Consider the following 24,015-nt stretch of genomic DNA (forward strand, 5'->3'; position numbering starts at 1 on the left):
GATTCCCCTGCGGAATCAGCTCAATCGATCGCCCACTCAACCGATCGCCCAACCAACCGATCGCCCACTCAACCGACGTGAGTGCGAAAGCAGGCTGGACGCCGATCCGGTTGCTGGGCGAAAGGCGCAATCGCCCAGGAGTGGCGCTCACCCAGCAGCGTCCGCTAACGACCGCGTGCCCCGGCCCACCGGGCACTACGGTGGTCAGCGGAGACGTCTGGGCGCCTGGTGGCCCCCACGGCCTTCAAAGCCGATGGCACCGAGCACCTCGGTGCGGCGGGTTCGATTCCCGTCCGTCTCCGCTGGCCCCCGGTAGCGCCACCCGGAGCGCCGCCGCAACTTGCGATGCCCCAGCGCGGAGGCGGTGCTGTAATGCGGGGATGACCGGGTCCGAATCGATTCGTCTGACCCAGTACGCGCACGGCGGCGGGTGCGCCTGCAAGATCCCGCCGGGCGAGCTGGAATCCGTCGTCGGCGGTCTGGCGCCTGCCGTCGAGCGGCCGAACGCGCAGCTGCTCGTCGGCCTGGACACCGGCGACGACGCGGCCGTGGTGCGCGCCGCCGACGGACCGGGAATCGTGGTCACCACGGACTTCTTCACGCCCGTGGTCGATGATCCCTACGACTGGGGCCGCATCGCCGCCACGAACGCACTGTCCGATGTGTACGCGATGGGCGGCATCCCGATCGTCGCGGTGAACCTGCTCGGCTGGCCGCGCGACGTGCTGCCGTTCGAACTGGCCGCCGAGGTGCTGCGCGGCGGCCTCGACGCCGCCGGACGGGCGGGCTGCCACGTCGGAGGCGGGCACAGCGTCGACGACCCGGAACCCAAGTACGGGCTGGCGGTGACCGGCCTGGTCGATCCGGATCGGCTGCTGCGCAACGACACCGCGAAACCCGGGCTGCCGCTGTCGCTGACCAAACCGCTGGGCATCGGCGTGCTCAACACCCGGCACAAGAGCACCGGGGAGCGCTTCGAGCAGGCGATCCAGGCGATGACGACGTCCAACCACGACGCCGCGCTGGCGGCCCTGCGGGCAGGCGCGGTGTGCGCGACCGACGTCACCGGATTCGGGCTGCTCGGCCACCTGTTCAAGACGATGCGCGCCTCCGGGACCGCCGCCGAGGTCGACATCGCCGCCGTGCCGTACCTGGACGGCGCGCGGGAGGCGGTGCGGGCGGGATTCGTCAGCGGCGGAACCCGCCGGAACCTGGCCTGGGTCCGCCCGCACCTCGATCCCGGCTCGGCACCCGACGAAGACCTGCTGCTGCTCGCCGACGCGCAAACCTCGGGTGGGCTGCTGGTGGTCGGCGAGGTTCCCGGCGCACCGGTGATCGGCCGGGTGCTGCCCGCGGGCGCGGCCACCATCTCGCTGCGCTGACCCGAGCTCGCGCCCACATGCTGGGCAGCCGCGGTGATCCGTTGACGCTTCCCGGTCGCGCTTCTAGCGTGCTAGGCATGGCTCAGTCGGTGCAGCTGGTCACCAGGGACCACGTCGACCTCCTCCGGGTCATCGCCGCCGCCTGTCCGCGGCGCTGAGCATCCGCAGTCCGGCACCGTTCGCCGAATCGTTTCCCCGCATCCGGCCGTGCCGTTGGTCTTCCGTGCGCATTTTTCTCGAACCAGGAGCAACCGAACACATGACCACGTTGTCCCGCAGGCAAGTTCTCCGCGGTGGACTGCTCGCGGCATCCGCACTCCCACTGCTGGCCTGCGCGCCAGCAACCTCCGGACAGCCCGGGCAACCCGCGCACCTGCAGGTCGCCGACCAGAACGGCGGCTACCGATCGCAGCTCACCGCGTCGCAGGCGCTGGTCGGGACTTCGTACCAGGTGCAATGGTCGGATTTCCCCGCCGCGCAGCCCCTCCTGGAGGCGATCCGGGCGGGTGCCTGCGACGTCGGGATCGCCGGTGACGCACCGACCCTGACCGCCTTCGCCGCCAAGGCCCCCATCAAGGTCATCGCGGTGCTGCAACGCATCCCCACCGGCACGGCGATCCTCGTCCCACCGGACTCCCCGGTGGCCACCGTCGCCGACCTCCGCGGCAAGTCCGTCAGCCCGACCACGCGCGGCAGCATCGGCCATTACCTCGTGCTCAAGGCACTGCAACGCGATGGGATCACGCCGGATGCGGTGACGTTCAACTTCCTGCAGCCGACCGAAGCGCGCACCGCGTTCGAAACCGGCAAGATCGCGGCTTGGTCCACCTGGGACCCCTACACCGCGTCCGCGCAGGTGGCCGGTGCCCGAGTGCTCACCACCGCTGAAGGGCTCAGCGCCGGGCACACCTACCTCGTGGCAGCCGAAGAGGCGCTGGAGGATTCGGCGAAGCACGCGGCGCTGGCCGATCTGGTGGGCCGCTACAAGCAGGCGTGGGATTGGACCACCGCCAATCGCGACGCCTACGCGAAGATCTACGCCGACAACACCGGGATCGCCCTGGCGGCTTCCGAGCTGATCCAGAACCGCAGTCCGTTCAACGCCGTCCCGATCGACGATTCCGTTGTCGCAGCACTGCAAACGGTGTCCGCCGACTACCACCGGGCCGGTTTTCTGCCGCAGGAGATCAACGTCGGTCCACTCTTCGAACGCTCGCTCGCTTGAACCCAGCACTGTGGACACCGGCGTCGCAGTGACCGCCGCTGGCAGGAGGGAACCTGCACATGGCACCACGACAGAACTTGCACCTCGCGGTGGCGCTGGACGGCGCCGGATGGCATCCGGCCGCGTGGCGGGAACAACAGGCTCGGCCCGCCGAACTGTTCACCGCCGCCTACTGGGTCGACCTGGTGCGGGAAGCCGAACGCGGGCTGTTGGACTTCGTGACGTTCGAGGACGCTCTCGGCCCGCAGTCCAGCCGCGCCGACGGCCCGGACGACCGGACCGACCAGGTGCGCGGCCGACTCGACGCGGGGCTGATCGCCGCGCGCGTCGCGCCCCGCACCGAGCACATCGGCCTGGTGCCCAGCGCGGTGATCACCCACACCGAGCCGTTCCACATCTCCAAGGCCGTCGCCAGCCTCGACTACATCAGCACCGGCCGGGCCGGGTGGCAGCCGCAGGTGTCGGGCCGTGGCAGCGATGCCGCGCACTTCGGTCGCCGCGAGGTCGACGCGGCGGAACTCTTCGACGAGGCGGCCGACTACGTCGAGGTGGTGCGCCGGTTGTGGGACAGCTGGGAAGACGACGCGGAAATCCGCGACGCCGCGACCGGCCGGTTCATCGACCGCGACAAGCTGCACTACATCGACTTCGCCGGAAAGTGGTTCCACGTCAAGGGACCGTCCATCACCCCGCGATCGCCGCAGGGCCAACCGCTGGTGACCGCGCTGGCCACCGACGCCGCCGGGCACCGGTTCGCGGCGCGCGCCGCCGACGTCGTGTTCACCACCCCGCACGACGCGGAGCAGGCCCGCATCATCGAGGGCCGCATCCGCGCCGAAGCGCTCGACGCCGGTCGGGGTGAGCAGGCGCTGCACGTCTTCGGCGACCTCGTGGTGTTCCTGGGTGAGCAGGCGGCCGACCGCAAGGCCCGGCTGGACGAGCTCGACGGCGCCGAGTACGCGCCGGATGCGCCGGTCTTCACCGGAACCGCGGCCGAACTCGCCGACCGGCTGCTGGGCTGGGCCGCGGCCGGACTCACCGGATTCCGGTTGCGCCCCGGCACGATCCCGCACGACCTGACCGCGATCACCCGAGACCTCGTCCCGGAGTTGCAGCGGCGCGAGGTGTTCCGCGCCGCCTACGAAACCCACACGCTGCGCGAGCGGTTCGGCCTGCCTCGCCCCGCCAGCCGCTACGCCGTCACCGCCGGAGGACACCAGTGACCAAGCAGGTTCACCTGGCCGCGCACTTCCCGGGCGTGAACAACACCACGGTGTGGAGCGATCCGGCTTCGCTGAGCCAGATCGAGTTCTCCTCCTTCGAGCACATGGCCCGCACCGCCGAGGCCGCGAAGTTCGATTTCCTGTTCCTCGCCGAAGGATTGCGGCTGCGGGAGCACGCCGGGAAGATCTACGACCTCGATGTGGTGGGCCGCCCGGACACCTTCACGGTGCTGGCGGGGCTGGCCGCGGTCACCGAGCGCCTGGGGTTGGCGGGCACGATCAACTCCACCTTCAACGAGCCCTACGAGGTGGCGCGGCAGTTCGCCAGCCTCGACCACCTCTCCGACGGCCGGGCGGCCTGGAACGTGGTCACCTCGTGGGACGCGTTCACCGGGGAGAACTTCCGGCGCGGCGGCTTCCTGCCCGAGGACCAGCGCTACGAACGCGCCCGGCTGTTCCTGCGCACCGCGTGGGAGCTGTTCGACTCGTGGCACGGCGACGAGATCGTCGCCGACAAGACCACCGGCACCTTCCTCACCGATGCGCAGGCGGGCGGCTTCGAGCACCGCGACGCGCACTTCGACATCTCTGGCCGGTTCAACGTGCCGCGCAGCCCGCAGGGCCGACCGGTGATCTTCCAGGCCGGTGACTCCGATGCGGGCCGGGAATTCGCCGCATCCGCCGCCGATGCGATCTTCACCAGGCACGCCACCCTGCAGGCGGGCAAGGACTTCTACGCCGACGTCAAGGGTCGGCTCGCCCGGCACGGTCGATCGCCCGAGGAACTGCTGGTGTTCCCAGGCACCTCCGTCGTGCTCGGCGACACCGACGCCGAAGCCCAGGAACGCGCCGACCACATCCGCCACCAGCAGGTCAGCCCCCAGACCGCCATCCGGTTCCTGGAACAGCTGTGGAACCGCGACCTCAGCGACTACGATCCGGACGGACCGCTACCGGAGATCGACCCGCTGGTGGGAGCCGACGCCATCACCAAGGGCCGGGCCAGCACCCGCAACAACCGCGATCCGGTCGCCATCGCCGCGCAGTGGCGCGAGCTGGCCGAAGCCAAGAAGCTGTCCATCCGCGAACTGATCATCGAAGTCACCGCGCGGCAGTCGTTCATCGGCAGCCCGGCGACCGTGGCCGAGACGATGAACCAGTTCGTGCAGGAGGACGCCGCGGACGGCTTCATCCTCGTCCCGCACCTGACCCCCGGCGGCCTGGACGAATTCGCCGAAACCGTAGTACCGCTGCTGCAGGAACGCGGCGTGCACCGCACCGAGTACCCCGGCTCCACGCTGCGCGACAACCTCGGGCTGGCGCCACTGCACAACCCCCGGCGCAGCACGAAGAACGCGTCATGACCAGACCAGCTTGGAGGTCGCGCTGATGTCCACTCCGCTGTCGATCCTCGACCTGTCGCCCATCGTGTCCGGCGGGACCTCGGCCGACGCCCTGCGCAACACCATCGACCTCGCACAGCGCACCGAACACCTCGGCTACCGCCGGTACTGGGTGGCCGAGCACCACCTGACGCCGGGGGTCGCCTCCGCGTCACCCGCGGTGCTGATCGCGCTGATCGCCGGTGCGACCAGCCGGATCCGGGTGGGTTCGGCGGCCGTGCTGCTGGGCCAGCACGCGCCGCTGGTGGTCGCCGAGCAGTTCGGCACGATCGCGCAGCTGCACCCCGGCCGCATCGACCTCGGGCTGGGTCGGTCCGGGCCTGGGCGCAGCCGCGATCTGGCGCGCCGGTTCGTCGATCCCGGCGACGGTCCGGCGCCCGAACCGAAGGTGGTCGACGGGCTGCTGATCCCGGCCAAGCCCCGCGCGCTGACCAAGTCGAAGCGGTTCCTGGCCCGCATCGAGGAGCAGCAGCGCCTGCTCGGCGTCGGCGAACCGGGCGAATCGACCCTGGACTACCGCACCCAGGTGGAGCACATCCTCCGGTTCATCACCGGCGATTTCCGGACCGACAGCGGTGAACCCGTGCAGGCCGTGCCAGCCGAAGGCGCCGATGTCGACGTCTGGATCCTCGGCTCCAGCGCCGGGGCGAGCTCGGCCGCGGCGGGTTCGCTGGGCCTGCCGTTCGCGGCCAACTACCACGTCAGCCCATCCACGGTGCTCGAAGCCGTGCACGCCTACCGGCAGGAGTTCACCGCCTCCGCCCAACTGGCGCGGCCGTACGTGGTGGTGTCAGCGGACGTGGTGGTGGCCGACACCGACGCCAAGGCCCGCGAACTGGCCGCCCCGTACGGGCCGTGGGTGCACAGCATCCGCGCCGGTGACGGTGCGATCCGGTTCCCCAGCCCGGCCGAAGCCGCCGGGTTCACCTGGACCGACCAGGCGCGGGAACTCGTCGCCGACCGGGTCGACACGCAATTCGTCGGCACACCGGAGACCGTGGTGCGCGAGCTGACGACGCTGCGCGACGCCACGGACGCCGACGAACTCGTGATCACCACCATCACCCACGACCACGCCGACCGCGTCCGCTCCTACGAACTACTCGCCAAAGCCTGGCAAACCACCCCGTCATGACCCCACACCCAACCTGGACCGAACCCCACCCCGCTGCACCACTGGGTGACGGAACGGAGTGAAGGGCACCTTTGACCGACTTACCCGGTCAAAGGTGCCCTTCACTCATGCCCGTCCAGGTGAACCCGCACGGCGCCAGCTCTGCTCCTCGGGGCCCACCCACACCGATCGAGTGGTGGGTGAAGGGCACCTTTTACCAAGTAAGTTGGCGAAAGGTGCCCTTCACCTCTCACCCGAAGAGGGATCGCCGAGGGGCCGGTCGGGTTCGCGAGAGCGGCGGTATGAACCAGACTTGATCAAGATGCCTCGACTCTGGTGGCAAAGCTCGGGCAGCTGTCTCGAACACACGGGCAGTGCCTCAACTCCTTTGGCAGAGGACAACAGTCCAATACCGCCGGAGAACCTGGGTGTGGGGTATCAATGGGGCGTTGAGCAATCGTCGGGTGGGAGGGCTGATGAGCGACATGGGAGTCGCGGTGGTGACCGGTGCTGGATCGGGCGTGGGGCGGGAGATCGCGCAGGCGCTGCTCGGTGCGGGCTACCGGGTGGCGCTGGCGGGTCGGCGGGCCGAGCCGCTGCGGGAAACCGCCGGGGGTTCCAGCGCAGCCCGCGTGGCGCCGACCGATGTCGGCGACCCCGATTCGGTGGCCGCGCTGTTCGACGGGGTGCGCGGTGAGTGGGGCCGGGTGGATCTGCTGGTCAACAACGCGGGCAGTTTCGGTGCTGCCGGTTCGGTGGGCGAACTGTCCCACACCGATTGGCAGGCGACCGTGCAGGTCAACCTGACCGGCTCGTTCCTGTGCGCGCACCACGCGTTCCGGATCATGCGGGAGCAAGACCCGCAGGGCGGCCGGATCATCAACAACGGCTCGATATCCGCGCACACCCCGCGACCGCGCAGCGTCGCCTACACCGCCACCAAGCACGCCATCACCGGCCTGACCAAGTCGATTTCGCTGGACGGCCGGGCCTACGGCATCGCCTGCGGGCAGATCGACATCGGCAACGCGGCCACCGAGATGACGGCGGGCATCGCCACCGGCGCGGTCCAGGCGGACGGCTCGGTGCGCCCCGAACCGACCTTCGACGCCCAACACGTGGCCGAAGCGGTGCTCTACATGGCGGGCCTGCCGCTGACCGCCAACGTCCAATTCCTGACCATCACCGCCACCGCCATGCCCTTCATCGGCCGCGGCTAAAGCAGCCTCGACCCCGTTCAGGTGATGGGTGAAGGGCACCTTTGACCGGCATAGTCGGCCAAAGGTGCCCTTCACCCAGCATTCGATCGGTGGGGAGGTGCGTCGGGGCGGGGCGGTTGGGGTCAGGGTGTTGGCCAGACGTTGGGGGTGCGTGGGGTGTCGATCCGGTAGTCCGTTGCTGGGGTTTGGAAGAGGCGGGTGCCCAGGGCGAAGGCTCGGGCCAGGGGGTCGGTCGGGTCGTGCGCGACCTCGCCGCGGGAGTTGCCGATGCCCTGGACGACACCTACGAAGTCGTGGTGGAGGTAGCGGGCGAGTTCCTGGAGCTGGGCCGTGACGCCCACCAGGGAACCGGGGTAGGACTCCTCCGAGCTCACCACCGCGGCCAGCCGCTTGTTCACCAGCCGTAGCCTGACCTCCTCGAACTCCGGGAACCCGGCCGACTCGTAGCAGAAGATGCGGTCGATGAAGATCTTCAGCTGCCCGGAGATCCCGTACCAGTACAGCGGAGTCGCGAGCACCAGCGCGTCGGCGACGAGCACCTTGCCGAGCAGCAGGGCCTCGTAGTCGTCGTTGATCGAACAACGTCCGTCCGCGGTTCGGCACACCCGGCAATCCCGCAGCGGCGCCGAAACCACATCGGCGAGATCGACGATCTCGACCTCGTGGCCCTGCCGCGCGGCTCCTTCGAGGACTGATTCGGCGAGCATGCGGGAGTTTCCGTCCTTGCGCGGACTGGAGCTCAAAGCGAGGACCTGCACGGAAAACCTCCGATTTGGATTGGCCCGGCTCGGCAGTCGCGCGGATCGGGCAGCACGTCTCGCGAGTGAAAAGCGGTTCTCACCGCAACGACCGCTCACGAGCCCTGCACCACACGCGCCACCGCTTACCCGGATGATGCTCGTCGCCGAAAATCGTGAATACAAGCGGGACATTTCGTCGGGTACCAGTAAGATTTTCTGCATGATTGACCCGACTCGGCTGAGCCTGCTGGTGGCGCTGCACGAGCAAGGCACGCTGCACGCCGCCGCGTCGGCCTTGCACATCTCGCCGTCCGCGGCTTCCCAGCAGCTGGCCACGCTCACGAAAGAAGCGGGCGCACCGCTGACCGAGGCAGACGGCCGACGCCTGCGCCTGACCGAATCGGGCCGCGTCCTGGTCGACCACGCCTACGCGCTGCTGGCCCACTTGGAACGCGCGCTCGGCGACGTGCAGGCGGCCGCGCACGGGGAGCTGGGGCAGTTGTGCGTCGGCGCCGTCCCATCGCTGATCCCGACCCTGCTGATCCCGGCGGCGCGAACGGTTCGCGAGCGGCATCCGCGGCTGCACATCGGGATCCACGAGATCACCGTGCCCGACTGCCTCGACCGGCTCTGCAACGGCGAGCTGGACGTCATCGTCTCGGTAACCTCCGATGCCGCGTCCGCCGACGACGATCCGCGATGCACCCGGATCGGGCTGGGCACCGACGAATGCCACCTCGCCGTCCCCGCGGACCATCCCGCGGCGCGCCGCGCAGCGGTCGACCTGGCGATGCTGGCCGACCAGGACTGGATCAGCACCTCGGCGGGCGACGCCTGCGACCAACTGCTGCATTCGGCGTGCGCGGCGGCTGGCTTCCGCCCCAGCGTGCGGCACCGCGCCAGCGACTGGGCCGCGGTGGCCGCGCTGGTCGAAGCCGGGTTGGGGGTCGCCCTGGTGCCGCGCGGTGCGCGCCTACCGACTACCGAAGCGGTGACCACCGTCGCCACCAACGGAGATCCGATCCGGCGGCACATCCACGCCACGATCCGGCGGGGCACCGAAACCCGACCAGCTGTCGCCAACTACCTCGCCGCGCTCACCGCCGCCCAGCGGTCCGAGCCGCGCTGACCGACGTTCGCGGTCGGCTACTCCCCCAGGCCGGTCCGGACTGCGGCGGGTACCTCCTCCAGCTCGCCGTCGTCCCCGACCCGCAACGCCCCGGTTATCAACCCCACCACCTGGTTCATGGTGTGCGTCCGGGGCGTCACCAGGCCGACCCGCCGCCCGAGCCGGTGCACGTGGATCCGATCCGCGATCTCGAAGACCTGCGGCATGTTGTGGCTGATCAGCACCACCGCCAGCCCGCGCTGCCGGATCCGGTCGATCAACGCCAGCACCTTCCCGGACTCGGCGACGCCGAGCGCCGCGGTCGGCTCGTCCATGATCACCGCCTTGGTGCCGAACGCCGCCGCCCGCGCCACCGCCACGCCCTGGCGCTGCCCGCCGGAGAGCGTCTCCACCGGCTGGGTTATCGACTTCACCGCGATGCCGAGCTCGTCCAGCACCCGCTGCGCCTCGGCCCGCATGCCCGCCTGATCGATCTTGCGGAACACCCGGCCCAACAGGCCGGGATGCCGTTTCTCCCTGGCCAGGAACAAGTTCGAGGCGATGTCCTGCGCGGGTGCCAGCGCCAGGTCCTGGTAGACGGTCTCGATGCCATGCTTGCGAGCGTCCAGCGGACCTCGGAAGTGCACCGGCGAGCCGTCCACTTCGACCTCGCCCGCCTCCGGGATCAGCGCCCCGGACAGCGCCTTGATCAGGCTCGACTTGCCAGCCCCGTTGTCCCCCACGACGGCCAGCACCTCGCCGGGGTAGACCTCGAAATCGGCGCCGTCGATGGCGGTCACCCGGTCGTAGCGCTTGACCAGACCACGAGCGGAAAGTGTTGGCACCATCAGCTTTTCCTCCTCGCCACCCGGTCCACCACCACCGCGGCGATCACCAGCGCCCCGGTGGCGACGTCCTGGTAGAGCGCGTCGACGCCGAGTTGGGTCAGCCCGGAGCGCAGCACCGCGACGATCAGCGCGCCCATCATCGTCCCGAGCACCGAGCCCCGGCCGCCGAACAGGCTCGTGCCGCCGAGCACCACCGCGGTGATCGAGTCGAGGTTGCCCAGTTGGTAGGCGTTCGGGTCGGCGTTGGGCACCCGGCCGAGCGCCTGCCACGCGGCCAGACCGAAGATCACCCCGGCGACGACGTACACCGACAGCAGGGTGCGGTTGACCTTGATGCCGGACAGCCGGGCCGATTCCGGCGCGTTGCCGACTGCGTAGACGTGCTTGCCCCAGGCGGTCTTGGTCAGCGCGTACCAGACGACGAGGTACATCAGCAGCGCCAGCGTCATGCCGTAGGTGATCTCGACGCCGCCGAAGAGGTAGCGGCGGGTGCCCAGCCAGGTCAGCAGCGGGTCGGTGGTCGGCACCGCCTCGCCGTCGGCGAACAGCTTGGCCACCGCGGTGAGCATCGTGAGCATGCCCAACGTAACGATGAACGGTGGCAGCCGCACCTGCGTCACCAGCGAACCGACCACCGCGCCGATGCTGGCGGTGACCGCGATTCCCAACAGCAGCGCGACGAAACCGGGTGTCGCGCCGAGCGCGAGCTTGGCCATGATCAGCGTGGCCAGCACTGCGGCCGAAGCGTTGGCGAGATCGATGCCACCGGTGAGGATGATCAGCGTCTGCCCGAGCGCGAGCGTGCCGATCACCAGCGACTGCTGCACCACCAGCGACAGGTTGTCCGGGTTCAGGAAGGTGTCGGTGAACACCGAGAACACCGCGATGGCCACCACCAGGGCCAGGGCCGGGCCCACCGCGGGTGCGCGCAGCAAGAACTCGCGCACCCCCGGCCGTTCGTCGACTTCCGGTTCGGGAAGCGTCGTCGTCACTTCTCGCCCCAGCAGTTCTGCTCGCCCCAGGCCACCGATTCACTGGGCACGCCGGGCATCGGCTTGTCGGTGATCACCGCCGAACCGGTGTCGTGGAAACCGCTGGGCTTGCGCTGCGTCTTGGCGTATTCCACGGCGGCCTCGACGCCCAGCTGGGCCATCTTGTCCGGGAACTGCATCACGGTCGCCCGGATCTGCCCGGCGGCCACGTTCGCCACGCCTTCGCAACCGCCGTCGATGGACGCCATCACCACCGAGTCGGCCAGCCCGCGCGCCTGCAGCGCCGCATGGGCGCCGCGCGCGGTCGGTTCGTTCATCGTGTAGACCACGTTGATGTCGCTGGTGCGGGCCAACAGGTTCTCCATGCCCTGCTGGGCGAGGTTCTGGTCGCCGTTGGCGTTCTGGGTGCCGAGGATTTCCGGTGCGCCTTCGGGCAGTCCCAGTCCGGCGAGGAATCCGTTGTGCCGGAGCGTGTTGACCGAGGCGCCCGAGGTGCCGTCGATCATCAGCAGTTTCGGCGGAGTGCCGCCGAGGGCGGCCTTGGCGTAGGCGCCCTGCTGCCGACCGGCCTCGAAGTTGTCGGTGGCGAAGGTGGCGTCCACGGCCTCGGCCGGTTCGGTCGCGGTGTCCAGGGCGATGACCAGGATCCCGGCCTGGCGGGCGCGAGCGATGGCGTCCAGCACGCCGGTCGAGGAGTTCGGCGTGATCAGGATGGTGTTCACGCCCTGCTGCATGAAGTTCTCGATCGCCCGGACCTGGCCGTCGTTGTCGCCGTCGAACTGCCCGGCCAGCGCGATGAACTCGGCGCCCTTCGCGGTCGCGGCGGCCTGGGCGGATGCGCGGAGGTCCACGAAGTACGGGTTGGTGTCGGTCTTGGTGATCAGACCGATCTTGGCCGTACCGTTCGACGTCGCCGAACCGCCGCCCCATTCTCGTTCGGCCGAACACCCCGCGGCGGTCAGCGCCAGCAGGGTGACCGCGATCGTCAGGCCTCGTTTGAACATGCTGTCCTCCACATTGAGGGCGTGCGCGCGAAACCGCCTTCGCGGAAACGATCAACACCGGCATCGTAAGAACCGCACCGGAGGCGGACAAGGCTTTCCCAACACGGTTTCCGGCAGGCCGCGGCGAACTGCTCGGGCACCGTCCGACCGGGCCCACTGAGGACAGAAGCGATGTCCGGTTCTCCACCCCACCAGCGGGGTTCGCAGGGCCGACCGCGTCCGAACGGCACCGGCATTTCCGCCGCCTAGACTGACGGCATGGCTGCTCCACCGCTCGGCGTGTTCGTCGGCCTGAGCACCTTGGACGTCGTGCACCACGTCGAAGCCCGCCCGGCGGCCGATCAGAAAACCACCGCGACCGCCCAGTTCGTGGCGGCCGGTGGACCGGCGGCCAACGCGGCGGTCACCTTCGCCGGGCTCGGCGGCCGGGCCGTGCTGGTCACCGCACTCGGTCGCAGTCCGATCGCGGCGGTCATCCGCGCGGACCTGGAGCGCCACGCGGTCACCATCGTCGACGCGGCGCAGGACCTGGACGCGGACGCCCCGGTGTCCTCGGTCGCGGTCACCCGAAGCACCGGGGCGCGCTCGGTCGTCGGAATCGACGCCACCGCGTTGCGGGTGCGGCGCGCACCGGAGTTGTCCGAACTGCTCAGCGGTGCCGATGTGGTGCTGGTCGACGGCCACCATCCGGTGCTGGCCGAAGCGGCCACCGATGCGGCGGTAGCGCCGGTGGTGGTCGATGCCGGACGGTGGAAGCCGACCATGCGGGTGCTGCTGCCGCGCGCCCAGGCGGTCATCGCCTCGGCCGATTTCCGGGTGCCGGGCACGACCGACTCCGAGACGACCGCGCGGGCGCTGTTGGAGCAGGGCGTCCCGATCGTGATCACGACGCACGGCGGCGAGCCGATCCGCTGGTGGCACCACGGCGAGCGCGCAACCGTGCCCCCACCCCGCGTCCAGGCGGTCGACACCCTCGGCGCGGGCGACGTCTTCCACGGCGCCTACTGCTACTTCGCCTGCCAACCCGGATCCGACGTCCCGACCAGGATCGGACGCGCCGCAGCGGTCGCCGCGCTCAAATGCGAAACTCCCGGCCCCCGCGACTGGCTCCACCGCCTACCGGAACTGTTGACGACCATGCGCGGCTGAGTGCGAATCCCGGTTCTCCACTCACGACCGGCAGCACCCGGCAAGGTCCGCTCCATTGTGGACCGGGTGCTGCGGTGGTGTCTTCAGGCGCCGTGCCGGGTTGGCACCGGCGGCTACGTCGAGGAGAGTAGGAGGATGTTCGCTCCTGGGCCGACTTCCACGGCGCTGCCATCGCCGAAACTGCGAGCATGCACGCGATGAGAGCGCTGATCGGGAACGTCGCCCTCGCCGTCCTGGTCACGCTGGTCTGCCTCGCCGGAACGTCGGCCGTCATCCGCTGGGCGGCGGGCGCGGACCGGCCGCCGGATGTCGGAGCCCTCGTGCTGGTGGCCGCCGCCGGTCTGGTCCTGGTGCTGCGGCGCTACCAGCCGGTCTTGACGCTGCTCGCGGTCGCCGGGCTCACCTCGACCTACCTGGTCCTCGGCTACCCGTACGGCCCGATCCTGCTGGCGTTGGTGGTCGCGGTCTACACCGTGGCCCGGCACCGGCCACCGGCCACCTCGGTGCCGACCGCGCTGGCCGCGTTGGTGATGCTGTTGGTCCACATCTTCACCAACAGCGCGGCGCTGCTCGGGGTGATCCCGGGGTCGGCGTGGGTGGTGGTGCCGTTCGCGGTGGGCATCGTCATCCGGCTGCAGCGCGAGGCAGCGGCCCGGGCCAGGGCCGAAACGGTGCGCCAACGCGTCGACGACGAGCGGCTGCGGATCGCCCAGGAAGTGCACGACGTGGTGGGACACGGGCTGGCCGCGATCAAGATGCAGGCGGACGTGGCGCTGCACGTGCTGCCGAAGAAACCCGAGCAGGCGGAAGTCGCGCTGGAGGCGATCAGCCGCACCAGCAGCGACGCGCTGGAGGAGCTGCGCGCGACGCTGGCCGTGGTGCGCCGCAGCACCCCCAAGGCCCCAGCCGCGGGCCTGGCCAGGCTCGACGACCTGCGGCAGCGGATGGGCGAAGCCGGTGTCCAGATGCAGCTGGACACCACCGGCGAGCCGCGCACCCTGCCCGCCGTGGTCGACCTGACCGGTTATCGGATCCTGCAGGAGTCGCTGACCAACGTGCTGCGCCACAGCGAAGACAAGCGCGCCGCGGTCACCATCGACTACGCGACCGACGCCCTGGTCATCACCGTCACCAATCCGCTCACCGGCCCGCCGGGCGAAAGCGGTGGGCTCGGCATTCCCGGCATGCGGCAACGCGTCGCCGCGCTGGGTGGCGAGTTCACCGCCGGTCCGACCCAAGACGGCCGGTTCGAAGTGCACGCCCGGCTGCCCATCGAAGGGGACTCATGATCTCCGTGCTGATCGTCGACGACCAGGATCTGGTCCGCATCGGATTGCGCACCCTCATCGACAACGAGGACGACCTGACCTGCGTCGGCGAAGCCGCGGACGGGCTGGCCGCGTTGGCGGCGGCGCGCGAGCACCGGCCCGATGTGATCCTGATGGACGTGCGGATGGCCGGTGTCGACGGGCTGGAGGCGACCAGGCGGATCACCGCCGATCCCGATCTGCCAGATACCAAGGTGATCGTGCTGACCACCTTCGAGGTCGACGAGTACGTCTTCACCGCGTTGCGCGGCGGGGCCAGCGGATTCCTGCTCAAGGACACCAAACCGGTCGATCTGCTCCGCGCGATCCGGCTGGTGGCCGGTGGTGAGGCGCTGCTGGCGCCGTCGGCGACCCGGCAGCTGGTCCGCGAGTTCGTTTCGATGGCGCCGCGATCGCGACGACCGCACCCGCAGCTGCACGCCCTGACCGAGCGGGAGCGGGAGGTGCTCGGTCTGGTCGCGGAGGGGTTGAACAACGAGGAAATCGCCCAGCGGCTCGTCGTCAGCCCGGCAACCGCGCGAACCCACGTCAGCCGGGCGATGACCAAGTTGGGCGCGCGGGACCGCGCCCAACTCGTCGTGTTCGCCTACCAATCCGGCCTGGCCGACTGAGCGGGCCCGAGAGCGGAAATTCCGGTTCTCACCGGAACAATCGCTCGCGAACGGTAGCGACCGGCGCCTCGACGCGGGCCGCTGGCTTGGCCCGCCGGATCTTGCCCCACGGCTTGTACACCGACACCACGGTCGCCACCAGCAGCATCAGCAGGTGGATCGCGGGCAGGGCGAGCAGCAGGATTGCCGACCAGGGCCGCGCACCGAAGAACGTGCCGTCATCGCGCCACTGCAGGCTGGGCACGGCGCGGCGCACGTAGTGATCTTCGAGCTGCACCGCGGTCACGATCACCGCCACGGTCAGCACCAGTTTCGTCACCACCCAGTAGTGCCGCAGCAGGCCCCACTTGGTGCCCAGCGAGAGCACGACGCCCGAGACGAGCGTGGCGATGGCCAGCGGTGGGAACACGATGTCGATCGCATCCATGGCCAGGTAGAGGCTCTGCGCGCGAGGCGGTGCCCCGGTCAGCACGGCGGCCAGGCCGAGCACCAGCTTGCCCAGGGTGACGCCCAGCCATCCGACCGCGATGACGAGGTGGACGGTGCTCCAAAGTTTGTAGGCACGCGGCGAGAGGCGACGTGCGCCGCGTTTGGCCGCTGCTGGCGTGCTCGACACGATGGCCTCCCGGAGGCTCCGATCGACGCCGGGACATCCGGACGTCGCGGCCCCAACGGTCGCCGAACTCGCCGATCACCACATCCGGCCACGAACGACTCCGCGCCTACGCAACTGGACGTACTCCCCCGCCACGGCGCGAAGTAGAAGTTCACGCATCGCCGCACGTGCGGACGGTAGGGTCAATCTAGTGAGTGGTGCTACCGGTGGACGACTGCTCGCCACCAGCGATCTACACGTTTCGTATCCGCAGAACCGGGCGATCGTCGAGGGCTTGCGGCCGGGGTCGGAGGGCGACTGGCTGCTCGTGGCCGGTGACGTCGGGGAGGTCGTCGCCGACGTCGAATGGGCCTTGGCGCTGCTGCGCAGCCGGTTCGCCAAGGTCGTGTGGGTGCCGGGCAACCACGAGCTGTGGACGTCCAACCGGGACACCGTGCAGCTGCGCGGCGAGCACCGCTACCACCACTTGGTCGAGGTGTGCCGCGGGCTCGGTGTGCTCACCCCGGAGGATCCGTATCCGGTGTGGACCGGCGAGGGCGGGCCGGTCACGATCGCCCCGCTGTTCCTGCTCTACGACTACTCCTTCCTGCCGCCCGGCACCTCGAACACCGAGGAAGGTCTGCGGGTGGCGTACGAGAAAGGCGTCGTGTGCAGCGACGAGGTCCTGCTGCACCCGGACCCCTACCCGAGCAGGCAAGCGTGGTGCGAGGCACGGATCGCCACGACCGAGAAGCGGCTCGCGCAACTCGACGACACGCCCACCGTGCTGGTCAACCACTACCCGCTGGTGCGCGAACCCACCGACGTGCTCTACTACCCGGAATTCGCGCAGTGGTGCGGCACCACCAGCACCAAGGACTGGCACCTGCGCTTCCGCGCCGACACGGTCGTCTACGGCCACCTGCACATCCCCCGGACCACCCACCACGACGGCGTCCCGTTCGAGGAAGTGTCCATCGGTTATCCGCGGGAATGGGGCAAACGCGGCCACCCGCGCGGCCTGCTGCGGCAAATCCTGCCGCGCAGCAACGGCTCCGACGAGACCTGAACACGCGCGCGGAAAACGACTTCGCCAGCCGCTGTGGCGGGTGCACGAATGCGTCTTCGCCGTGCTGGCCTGGAATCCGAACCCGTCGATCTCCGGTTGTGAGCGCCGTCCCGGACCACGTTCCGTTGGGTAGAGACATGGCGATTTCGCGCGAAACCGCCCACGGCCCGAGCGCCGCGCGGCGCTCGGGCGCCGTCTCGGGTCCGGACGGACCCGACGTCAGTGTCCGGTGCCGCTTTCGCGGAGCAGGCGTTTGAGGACCTTGCCGGAGGCGTTGTGCGGGAGTTCGGCGCGGAATTCGACGTGCCGGGGCAGCTTGTAGTTCGCCAGCCGATCTCGGCAGTGCGCCATGACGTCCTCAGTGGACAGATCAGGGGCGCCGACGAGGTAGGCCTTGCCGACCTCCCCCAGCCGCTCGTCGGGCACGCCGACCACCGCCACCTCGGTGATCCCGGGCAGTCGCGCGAGCACCTGCTCGACTTCGGCCGGGTAGACGTTGAAACCGCCGCAGATGTACATGTCCTTGAGCCGGTCGGTGATCGTCAGGTAGCCGCGGGCGTCGAGGGTGCCGATGTCGCCGGTGTGCAGCCAGCCGTCCGCCCCGATCGCCTGCCGGGTCGCGGTCTCGTCGTCGAGGTAGCCCAGCATCACGTTCGGACCGCGCACCTGCACCTCGCCCGGTTCGCCCGCGGGCAGCGGCGTGCCGTCCGCCCGGCTGACGCGCACTTCGAATCCCGCCGCGGCCCGGCCGCAGGTGTGCGCAACGGTCTCGGCGTCGTCGTCCGGACGGCACATGGTCGCCACGACGGCCTCGGTCAGGCCGTACGCGGTGAGCACCGTGTCGAAGCTGAGTTCCCGCTGCATCCGCTCGACGAGCACGACCGGGACGGTCGCCGCGCCGGTGACCGCGAGCCGCAGGCTGGACAGGTCGCGCTTCGCGCGATCTGGGTGGTCGAGCATGGTCTGGTAGATCGTGGGTGGCCCCGGCAGCACGGTGATCCCGGCGGATTCGACGATCCGCAGCACCTCGCGGCCGTCGAAGGTCGGCTGCGGCAGGATCGTCGCGCCCCGCAGCAGGCAGGCCAACATCCCGGCCTTGTAACCGAAGCTGTGGAAGAACGGGTTGATCACCAGGTATCGGTCGCCGCTGGTCAACTGGCCGTGTTCGGCCCAGGCCCGCGCCACCCCGATCGCCTGCCGGTGCGCGCTCATCGCTGCCTTGCTGCGCCCGGTGGTGCCCGAGGTGAACAGGATGTCGCTGACGTCGTCGGGGCTGACCGCGGCGGCCCGAGCATCGGCGTCCGGCACCGGCACCTCGGCCGCCAGCGCATCGAGGTCGTCCCAGCGCCACACACCGTCCTCCGCCGCGACCTCGCCTTCGACCGGTACCCGGATGATCGTGTGCAGTTCGTCGAGCGGATGGCCGCTTTCCCGGGCTGCGGCGCGGATTCCGGCGAGCCGGTCGACTCCGAGGAATTCCCCGGCGATCACCAGCGCCCGCGCGCGCGAGCGGCGGAGCACGTCGAGGCCCTCCGGTCCGGTGAACCGGGTGTTGATCGGCACGATGGTGGCACCCGCGTACAGCGCGCCGAGTGCCGCGAGGACCCAGTGGTGCGTGTTCGGCGAGCACAGCGCGACCCGGTCGCCGGATCGGATGCCCGCGCCGATGAGGGCCCGCGCCACGGTCCGGACTCGCGCCAGCAGCTCGGCGAAGCTGATCCGCACCGAACCGTCGACCACCGCATCATTGGACGGAAACCGCCTCGCGGCGGCGCGGACGGCGGTGGGAACGGTGCGCGGCTCGGTCTCGGACACGCGATCACCTCCAAGCAAGCAAGTGCTTGGTAAGGTAGCGCCACCGCCGACGACTTGGCCAGCACCGAATCGGCTTTGAGCATGCGAGGTCGGCAGCCGCATCGACGGCGCGCGCGCTGTGCAATGCGGAAAGCTGTTGTGCAGCGCGGAAAGCTATTGGCTGATCGGGACGTATTGGGACCAGGACGTTTCGCTGATCTTGGTCTTCGAGTCCCACAGTTCGACCTTGAAGCGGATTCGGCCCTTTTCGCTGAGGTCCAGGTTGCAGTCGATCGGGCCGCCCTCGCTGTTGAGGTCCTGGCACTCGTCCGTTCGGCCGTAGTCGGTCTGCGTCACCGTCTTGATCCACATCCCGTCGGCTTTGGAGTCGTGCGCGAAGATGTGGTCACCGACCGCTTCGAAGCAACCGGTGCCGCGGCTGGCGTTGTCGTAGGTGATCGACTGGCACCACTTGGTCTGCACCGGCGTCGCTGGCGGCGTTTCCGGGTCCTCCGCCGGTTCCGAGGGTTCGGGCTTCGGTGCAGCGGTGTTCGTGACCGGTGGCGGCGCTGGCGCGGAGGTCGGCGGCTGGGTCGGTGTCGGCGCGCTGCTCGACGGTGGCGGGATGGGCGGCGGCACCGGTTTCGTCGCCCCCAGCGATGACGGGTCGGCGGCCGGGATCGCCTGGCCCTGCTCCGTGTTCATCGCGTTGACGATGACCACCGTTCCGGCGATCGCGGCGATCGCGCCCACCCCGGCCAGCAGGTACCCCCAGCGGACGGCGCCGCGTGACCGCTTGGGTTCGGTGGGTACCGGCGCGAACTGGGCCGGGACCGCGGTGACGCTGGTCAACGCCTGCCGGGCTGCCCTGGCCAACTCGCCCGCGCTGGCGAAGCGGTCGCCGGGGGCCTTCGCCATGCCCCGGGCGACGATCTGGTCGAACTCGCGCGGGATGTCGCCGCGCACCGCGCTGGGCACGGGTGGCGGGTGGTTGAGGTGCGCGTTGATCAACGACGCGGCGGTGTCCCCGGCGAACGGCTTGGCCCCGGTCAGGCACTGGTACAACACGCAGGCCAGCGAGTACACGTCCACGCGGTGGTCGATCGGGCCGTCGTCGAACCGCTCCGGTGCCATGTAGGCGAGCGTGCCGACGGCGTAGCCGGTGGAGGTCAGCGTGGCGGTGGCGCGCAACGAGGCGGCGATGCCGAAGTCGACGAGATAGGCGAATCCGCTGTGGCTGACCAGGATGTTGGACGGTTTGACGTCCCGGTGCACCAGGCCCTCTTCGTGCGCGGCGTCCAGCGCCTGCGCGACCTGCTCCAGCACCGCCACCGCGTCCGCCGGGCGCATCGGGCCGCTGGCGGCCAGCAGGGTGCCGACGTCGCTGCCCTCGACGAGCCGCATGTCCAGGTAGAGCCGACCGTCGATCTCGCCGTAGGCGTGGATCGGGATGACGTGCGGTTCGCGCAGCCGTCCGGCGGCGTGCGCCTCCCGCTTGAACCGGTCCCGGAACTCGTCGTCGGCTGCCAGGTGCTGGGCCAGCAGCTTGAGGGCCACTACGCGGTCGTGGCGGGTGTCGTACGCGCGGAGGATCTCACCCATCCCGCCGCGCGCGATCAATCCTTCCACCCGGTAGGGGCCGAACTGCCACTTCACCGTGCCCAACTCCTCAGCACCGACATTGCGGTCATACTATTGGGTGACTCACGGCGACATGGCACGGCCTGAGAGCTGCGGTTTCGCCCTCGACCGTGACCGGCCGAACCCACCCGACCGCCAGTTGCCGCCGATGAAATTTCCACTACGAACCGGTACAGAATGCTGCGCGGACGGTAGTCGACCTGCTACAAGAAGTGGATCATGCTCGACCATCCGGCTGTGGAAAGGACCGGTCCGCAGATGTCGACCGACGTCACGAACGCACGCAAGATCGATCGCGGCGAAGCAGCGGGCGGTTGCCCGGTCAGCCGAGGTTCCGACGGGGTCTGGACGGTCCGCGGCTACGCCGCGGCACGCACCGCGCTGCGCAGCACCGACACCGTCCAAGCCGGACTCGGCGTCGAGACGGTTGAGAAGATGCCTGGCAAGATCCGGCGTCCGGTGCTCTACCGAGACGGGCCGGAGCACCGCGAGCACCGTCGGCAAACCGCCAAGTACTTCACCCCGCGTCGCGTCGACGAGAGCTACCGCGAGGTCATGGAACGCGTCGCCGACGCGCAACTGGCCGAGCTCCGCAGCGCCGGGCAGGCGCAGCTCTCGGACCTGAGCTTCAACCTGGCCATCGAGGTGGCGTGCGCGGTGATCGGGCTGACCGACAGCCGCCCCGGCCTCAAGCACCGGTTGGAGCGCTTCTTCCCGGAGGAGTTCGGCGAACCCGGCTTCACCAGCCTCAACGGGCTCTACTGGATCTGGCGGCAGGCCACCAACTGGTCCGGCATCTACTTCAACGACGTCCGGCCCGCCGTCCGCGCGCGCCGCGAGAAGCGGCGCGACGACCTGATCTCGCACCTGCTCGACGAGGGCTGCTCGTCCGCCGAAATCCTCGGCGAATGCATCACCTTCGCCGCCGCGGGCATGGTCACCACCAGGGAGTTCGTCAACCTCGCCGCATGGCACCTGTTCACCGACAGCGAGCTGCTCGACCGCTACCGCGCGGCCGACGAGACCGAACGGCTGGCGATCCTGCACGAACTGATGCGGCTGGAGCCGGTCGTCGGCCACCTCAAGCGGCGGACCACCGCGCCCGTCGAACTGCCCACCGAGGACGAGGAAACGGTCACCGTCCCGACCGGCGAGATCATCGACATCCAGGTCAGCGCGACCAACACCGATCCGCGCGCGATGGGCGAGCAGCCGCTGGCGGTGTGCCCCGCCCGCTCGCTGAACGACGCTTCCCCCGCCGGGATGTCCTTCGGCGACGGCGCGCACAAGTGCCCAGGCGCGCACATCGCGATCCAGGAAACCGACATCTTCCTGAACAAGCTGTTCGCCGTACCGGACGTGCGGATGGAGGCGGCGCCGCGGGTGTCGTTCAACGACGCGATCGGCGGTTACGAACTGCGCGGCATGGTCGTGGCGGTGCCGAAGTCATAACGGCCGAAGGCTCCGGTGGACCGCCGGTCCACCGGAGCCTTCGCTTGTCCTGCGACGGTTTTCAGCTCGCCGCCGCGTTCCAGGTGAACGTCGCCACCGCACCGGCCGGTAGCGTGTACCGGAACGACTGGCCGCCGTGCCGCACCTTGAACGTCTTCTCCTGCGCACCGGCGTTGAGCGCGACGACCGCGATCGAACCGTCCGGGTTCTTGAACGCGACCGACTCGATGTCGTTGCCGTAGCTGCTGGATTCGATGCGCTGCGCGCCGGGGTGGACGAACTTGCTCGCGTGGCCGAGCACGTAGTACTCCACGTTGTAGGCCACCGCGCCGCTGTTGGTGTCCACGGTCACGACGCCGCGGCAGTCTGCGCAGCCGCCGTTGGTCGGGCCGTGGTTCTGATCCAGCGCCATGTTCCAGAAGGTGACGCCCTTGGCCCAGTTCCGGGTGGTGCCGATGATCAGGTTCTGGGTCTGCCACTTCAGGTTGCCCGCGAACTCCGGCGACCACTCACCGCCGGAGCATTCGGTGAACCACAGGCCCTTGTCCGAGTGCGCCTGCTGGACCTCGCTCTGCGCGCCGACGTTGCCTTCGTAGCAGTGGAACGCCGAGCCCGCCACGAAGTCCTTGGCGGCCGGATCGTCGAGCACCTCGATCGGATAGTTCGGCTCGCTCCAGTTGTGGTCCCAGGCCAGGATCTGGGTGTTGATGCCGTTTTCCGCGAACTTCGGCCCCACCTCGTTCTTGATCACATCGGCCTGCTGCGCCGAGTCCATCCGCATCGAGGGGTAGCCCGCCGTCTCGTGGTGCGGCTCGTTCTGCAGGGTGATCGCGTCGATCGGCAGCCCCGCGGCGGCGTAGGCCTGCACGTACTTGACGAAGTAGTCGGCGAACGCACCTTGGCTCTCCGGCTTGAGGCTGCCGCCGTGCAGCGAGTCACCGGTCTTCATCCAGGCCGGTGGGCTCCACGGCGTGCCCATGATCTTCAGCTCGGGGTTGAGCGCCTTGGCCTGCTGGAGCACCGGGATGATGTATTCCTGGTCGTGCGCGATGGAGAAGTCGCCCAGATCGCAGCAGGTGTCGTCGTAGGTGTAGTCGCCGTTGACCGCGAAGTCGCTGGCGCCCATCGGCTGGCGGACCATGTTCAGCCCGATCCCGTTGTCCCGGGTGAACAGCTTGGCCATCAGATCGTCGCGGCTGGCCTGGTCGAGCTCGTTCGCCACCAGCCAGGCCGAGGAATCGGTGAACGAGGCGCCGAAACCGTCCATCGTCTGGTGGGTGACGGTGTCGTCGACGTCCACAGTGGTCTCCGAGCCGTCGTCCGGACCGAATTCCACGTTCGGCTCCTGCTGCAGGAGCTTGCTCTGGTCACCGGTGGTCACCCAGACGCCGACGGTCGGCGCCGCGAGCCCCTGCTGCGCGAGCACGCCGGTGGTGGTGGCCGCGGTCAGCACCACCGTCGAGGCCGCGACGAGCACCGTTCGCTTCCTGGCCGAAAATGTTCGGCTCATCAATCAAATCCTTTCCTTACCCACTCTTTCGGGGATGGAGCTGGTAAGAGTTCCGTTCCTCCCTCCGGATCGCCGTGGTCGTCGGTGAACTGGTGGCCGGGAGAGTTCGACCGTTCGGGGTTCGGTGAACTCTCCCGGCAGGCACCGGTCATGGTCGCCGTGCGAGGCGTCCGCATCGAGCGTCGGATCAGGATTCCGACGTGTCGTCCTCGGCGGGGACGGAGATGGGACGCAGCCGGGCCCACAGAACGAGCACGACGGCGAAGACGAACATGCCGATGCCGGAATAGAGATTTATGTTGATACCGCTGGACTTCGCGATCGCCTCGGCGCCAGAGGTGGCGCCGACCGCGATGAGCACGATGCCGTAGATGGCGAAGAGCAGTGCGATCACGGTGCGGATGTCGAAGGCGCCTGCGGTGTGTTTCGTGCCGTTGTGGTCGGTCATGGGGGCCTCCTTACCAAGAGGGAGATGGTGTTGTGGGGGTTAGCCGAAGGTGATGTTGAGGATGATGATCAGGACCAGGGCGATACCGGCCAGCAGGCCCGGTCGCCGGTACCAGCCGGCGTCCGCACCGGTCGTGGCGGCCGCCAGGCTGCCGCGGGG

The 24,015-nt window shown here is 69.5% G+C and carries 21 protein-coding genes and 1 tRNA gene; 13 read left to right on the forward strand and 9 right to left on the reverse strand.

Annotated features, from left to right (window positions below; translation table 11 throughout):
- Nucleotides 1-209 precede the first annotated feature (209 nt).
- From ACTWQN_RS10315 to ACTWQN_RS10345, 7 genes are all read left to right on the forward strand, one after another.
- Nucleotides 210-303: transfer RNA gene (locus tag ACTWQN_RS10315), tRNA-Sec, on the forward strand.
- 77 nt (nucleotides 304-380) lie between these two features.
- Entirely contained in the window at nucleotides 381-1,382 is a 1,002-nt protein-coding gene (selD, locus tag ACTWQN_RS10320) for a selenide, water dikinase SelD (protein ID WP_443203142.1), read from the forward strand.
- A gap of 259 nt (nucleotides 1,383-1,641) precedes the next feature.
- Nucleotides 1,642-2,607: an ABC transporter substrate-binding protein gene (locus ACTWQN_RS10325; protein WP_443203143.1), complete on the forward strand. Its 966-nt coding sequence runs from the start codon at nucleotides 1,642-1,644 to the stop codon at nucleotides 2,605-2,607.
- A gap of 59 nt (nucleotides 2,608-2,666) precedes the next feature.
- Entirely contained in the window at nucleotides 2,667-3,830 is a 1,164-nt protein-coding gene (locus ACTWQN_RS10330) for an LLM class flavin-dependent oxidoreductase (RefSeq protein ID WP_443203144.1), read from the forward strand.
- A complete protein-coding gene (locus tag ACTWQN_RS10335; protein WP_443203145.1) occupies nucleotides 3,827-5,194 on the forward strand; it encodes an NtaA/DmoA family FMN-dependent monooxygenase in 1,368 nt (455 codons plus the stop codon). Before ACTWQN_RS10330 ends, ACTWQN_RS10335 begins: the two co-directional genes overlap by 4 nt.
- Before the next feature lie 25 nt (nucleotides 5,195-5,219).
- Nucleotides 5,220-6,368, forward strand: coding sequence for an MsnO8 family LLM class oxidoreductase (locus ACTWQN_RS10340; RefSeq protein WP_443203146.1), 1,149 nt, complete (start codon nucleotides 5,220-5,222; stop codon nucleotides 6,366-6,368).
- A 455-nt stretch (nucleotides 6,369-6,823) separates the two neighbouring features.
- A complete protein-coding gene (locus ACTWQN_RS10345; protein ID WP_443203147.1) occupies nucleotides 6,824-7,567 on the forward strand; it encodes an SDR family oxidoreductase in 744 nt (247 codons plus the stop codon).
- A 122-nt stretch (nucleotides 7,568-7,689) separates the two neighbouring features.
- On the opposite strand, the gene ACTWQN_RS10350 is transcribed toward ACTWQN_RS10345, so the two are convergent.
- A complete protein-coding gene (locus ACTWQN_RS10350) occupies nucleotides 7,690-8,325 on the reverse strand; it encodes a flavodoxin family protein (protein ID WP_443203148.1) in 636 nt (211 codons plus the stop codon).
- Nucleotides 8,326-8,527: 202 nt separating this feature from the next.
- Between ACTWQN_RS10350 and ACTWQN_RS10355 the strand changes: the two genes are divergently transcribed.
- Entirely contained in the window at nucleotides 8,528-9,436 is a 909-nt protein-coding gene (locus ACTWQN_RS10355) for a LysR family transcriptional regulator (protein WP_443203149.1), read from the forward strand.
- Nucleotides 9,437-9,453: 17 nt separating this feature from the next.
- On the opposite strand, the gene ACTWQN_RS10360 is transcribed toward ACTWQN_RS10355, so the two are convergent.
- Genes ACTWQN_RS10360 through ACTWQN_RS10370 form a run of 3 tightly spaced genes read right to left on the reverse strand, consistent with a single transcriptional unit; the run spans nucleotide 9,454 to nucleotide 12,259 of the window.
- Complete coding sequence (locus ACTWQN_RS10360; protein WP_443203150.1) at nucleotides 9,454-10,263, reverse strand: ATP-binding cassette domain-containing protein; 810 nt, start codon at nucleotides 10,261-10,263, stop codon at nucleotides 9,454-9,456.
- Nucleotides 10,263-11,255 (reverse strand): ABC transporter permease, encoded by a 993-nt coding sequence (locus ACTWQN_RS10365; RefSeq protein WP_443203151.1) that lies wholly within the window; start codon nucleotides 11,253-11,255, stop codon nucleotides 10,263-10,265. Before ACTWQN_RS10365 ends, ACTWQN_RS10360 begins: the two co-directional genes overlap by 1 nt.
- Nucleotides 11,252-12,259: a substrate-binding domain-containing protein gene (locus ACTWQN_RS10370; protein ID WP_443203152.1), complete on the reverse strand. Its 1,008-nt coding sequence runs from the start codon at nucleotides 12,257-12,259 to the stop codon at nucleotides 11,252-11,254. Before ACTWQN_RS10370 ends, ACTWQN_RS10365 begins: the two co-directional genes overlap by 4 nt.
- Before the next feature lie 258 nt (nucleotides 12,260-12,517).
- Between ACTWQN_RS10370 and ACTWQN_RS10375 the strand changes: the two genes are divergently transcribed.
- The 3 genes from ACTWQN_RS10375 (at nucleotide 12,518) to ACTWQN_RS10385 (ending at nucleotide 15,347) form a co-directional block, all read left to right on the forward strand.
- Entirely contained in the window at nucleotides 12,518-13,408 is an 891-nt protein-coding gene (locus ACTWQN_RS10375; protein WP_443203153.1) for a PfkB family carbohydrate kinase, read from the forward strand.
- 197 nt (nucleotides 13,409-13,605) lie between these two features.
- Entirely contained in the window at nucleotides 13,606-14,697 is a 1,092-nt protein-coding gene (locus ACTWQN_RS10380) for a sensor histidine kinase (RefSeq protein WP_443203154.1), read from the forward strand.
- Entirely contained in the window at nucleotides 14,694-15,347 is a 654-nt protein-coding gene (locus ACTWQN_RS10385; protein ID WP_443203155.1) for a response regulator, read from the forward strand. The genes ACTWQN_RS10380 and ACTWQN_RS10385 overlap by 4 nt, the downstream gene beginning before the upstream one ends.
- A 28-nt stretch (nucleotides 15,348-15,375) precedes the next feature.
- Here ACTWQN_RS10385 and ACTWQN_RS10390 read toward each other — a convergent pair whose 3' ends face one another.
- A complete protein-coding gene (locus tag ACTWQN_RS10390) occupies nucleotides 15,376-15,963 on the reverse strand; it encodes a hypothetical protein (protein WP_443203156.1) in 588 nt (195 codons plus the stop codon).
- A 190-nt stretch (nucleotides 15,964-16,153) separates the two neighbouring features.
- Between ACTWQN_RS10390 and ACTWQN_RS10395 the strand changes: the two genes are divergently transcribed.
- Entirely contained in the window at nucleotides 16,154-17,011 is an 858-nt protein-coding gene (locus ACTWQN_RS10395) for a metallophosphoesterase family protein (RefSeq protein WP_443203157.1), read from the forward strand.
- 219 nt (nucleotides 17,012-17,230) lie between these two features.
- On the opposite strand, the gene ACTWQN_RS10400 is transcribed toward ACTWQN_RS10395, so the two are convergent.
- Together ACTWQN_RS10400 and ACTWQN_RS10405 are read right to left on the reverse strand one after the other, a co-directional pair.
- A complete protein-coding gene (locus ACTWQN_RS10400; protein WP_443203158.1) occupies nucleotides 17,231-18,826 on the reverse strand; it encodes a FadD3 family acyl-CoA ligase in 1,596 nt (531 codons plus the stop codon).
- A 153-nt stretch (nucleotides 18,827-18,979) separates the two neighbouring features.
- Entirely contained in the window at nucleotides 18,980-20,461 is a 1,482-nt protein-coding gene (locus ACTWQN_RS10405) for a serine/threonine-protein kinase (RefSeq protein WP_443203159.1), read from the reverse strand.
- A gap of 243 nt (nucleotides 20,462-20,704) precedes the next feature.
- Here ACTWQN_RS10405 and ACTWQN_RS10410 point away from each other — a divergent pair, with 243 nt between their 5' ends.
- Nucleotides 20,705-21,898, forward strand: a complete 1,194-nt coding sequence (locus ACTWQN_RS10410) for a cytochrome P450 (protein ID WP_443203160.1) — start codon at nucleotides 20,705-20,707, stop codon at nucleotides 21,896-21,898.
- 61 nt (nucleotides 21,899-21,959) lie between these two features.
- Here the strand turns inward: ACTWQN_RS10410 and ACTWQN_RS10415 are convergent, their stop codons facing one another.
- On the reverse strand, nucleotides 21,960-23,408 hold the full coding sequence (locus ACTWQN_RS10415) for a glycoside hydrolase family 30 protein (RefSeq protein WP_443203161.1): 1,449 nt from the start codon (nucleotides 23,406-23,408) through the stop codon (nucleotides 21,960-21,962).
- Nucleotides 23,409-23,595: 187 nt separating this feature from the next.
- Entirely contained in the window at nucleotides 23,596-23,856 is a 261-nt protein-coding gene (locus ACTWQN_RS10420; protein WP_443203162.1) for a hypothetical protein, read from the reverse strand.
- Between the last annotated feature and the right edge of the window lie 159 nt (nucleotides 23,857-24,015).

It is taken from the genome of Saccharopolyspora antiqui (assembly GCF_052246905.1).
In the GTDB taxonomy this organism is placed as follows: Bacteria; Actinomycetota; Actinomycetes; order Mycobacteriales; family Pseudonocardiaceae; genus Saccharopolyspora.

Bases quoted from the DNA above. Each gene is read 5' to 3' on its own strand.
- selD (WP_443203142.1), top strand. From the start codon at position 381: ATGACCGGGTCCGAATCGATTCGTCTGACCCAGTACGCGCACGGCGGC.
- ACTWQN_RS10380 (WP_443203154.1), top strand. From the start codon at position 13,606: ATGAGAGCGCTGATCGGGAACGTCGCCCTCGCCGTCCTGGTCACGCTG.
- ACTWQN_RS10420 (WP_443203162.1), bottom strand. From the start codon at position 23,856: ATGACCGACCACAACGGCACGAAACACACCGCAGGCGCCTTCGACATC.
- ACTWQN_RS10330 (WP_443203144.1), top strand. From the start codon at position 2,667: ATGGCACCACGACAGAACTTGCACCTCGCGGTGGCGCTGGACGGCGCC.
- ACTWQN_RS10360 (WP_443203150.1), bottom strand. From the start codon at position 10,263: ATGGTGCCAACACTTTCCGCTCGTGGTCTGGTCAAGCGCTACGACCGG.
- ACTWQN_RS10370 (WP_443203152.1), bottom strand. From the start codon at position 12,259: ATGTTCAAACGAGGCCTGACGATCGCGGTCACCCTGCTGGCGCTGACC.
- ACTWQN_RS10355 (WP_443203149.1), top strand. From the start codon at position 8,528: ATGATTGACCCGACTCGGCTGAGCCTGCTGGTGGCGCTGCACGAGCAA.
- ACTWQN_RS10345 (WP_443203147.1), top strand. From the start codon at position 6,824: ATGAGCGACATGGGAGTCGCGGTGGTGACCGGTGCTGGATCGGGCGTG.
- ACTWQN_RS10385 (WP_443203155.1), top strand. From the start codon at position 14,694: ATGATCTCCGTGCTGATCGTCGACGACCAGGATCTGGTCCGCATCGGA.
- ACTWQN_RS10410 (WP_443203160.1), top strand. From the start codon at position 20,705: ATGTCGACCGACGTCACGAACGCACGCAAGATCGATCGCGGCGAAGCA.
- ACTWQN_RS10375 (WP_443203153.1), top strand. From the start codon at position 12,518: ATGGCTGCTCCACCGCTCGGCGTGTTCGTCGGCCTGAGCACCTTGGAC.
- ACTWQN_RS10325 (WP_443203143.1), top strand. From the start codon at position 1,642: ATGACCACGTTGTCCCGCAGGCAAGTTCTCCGCGGTGGACTGCTCGCG.
- ACTWQN_RS10340 (WP_443203146.1), top strand. From the start codon at position 5,220: ATGTCCACTCCGCTGTCGATCCTCGACCTGTCGCCCATCGTGTCCGGC.
- ACTWQN_RS10415 (WP_443203161.1), bottom strand. From the start codon at position 23,408: ATGAGCCGAACATTTTCGGCCAGGAAGCGAACGGTGCTCGTCGCGGCC.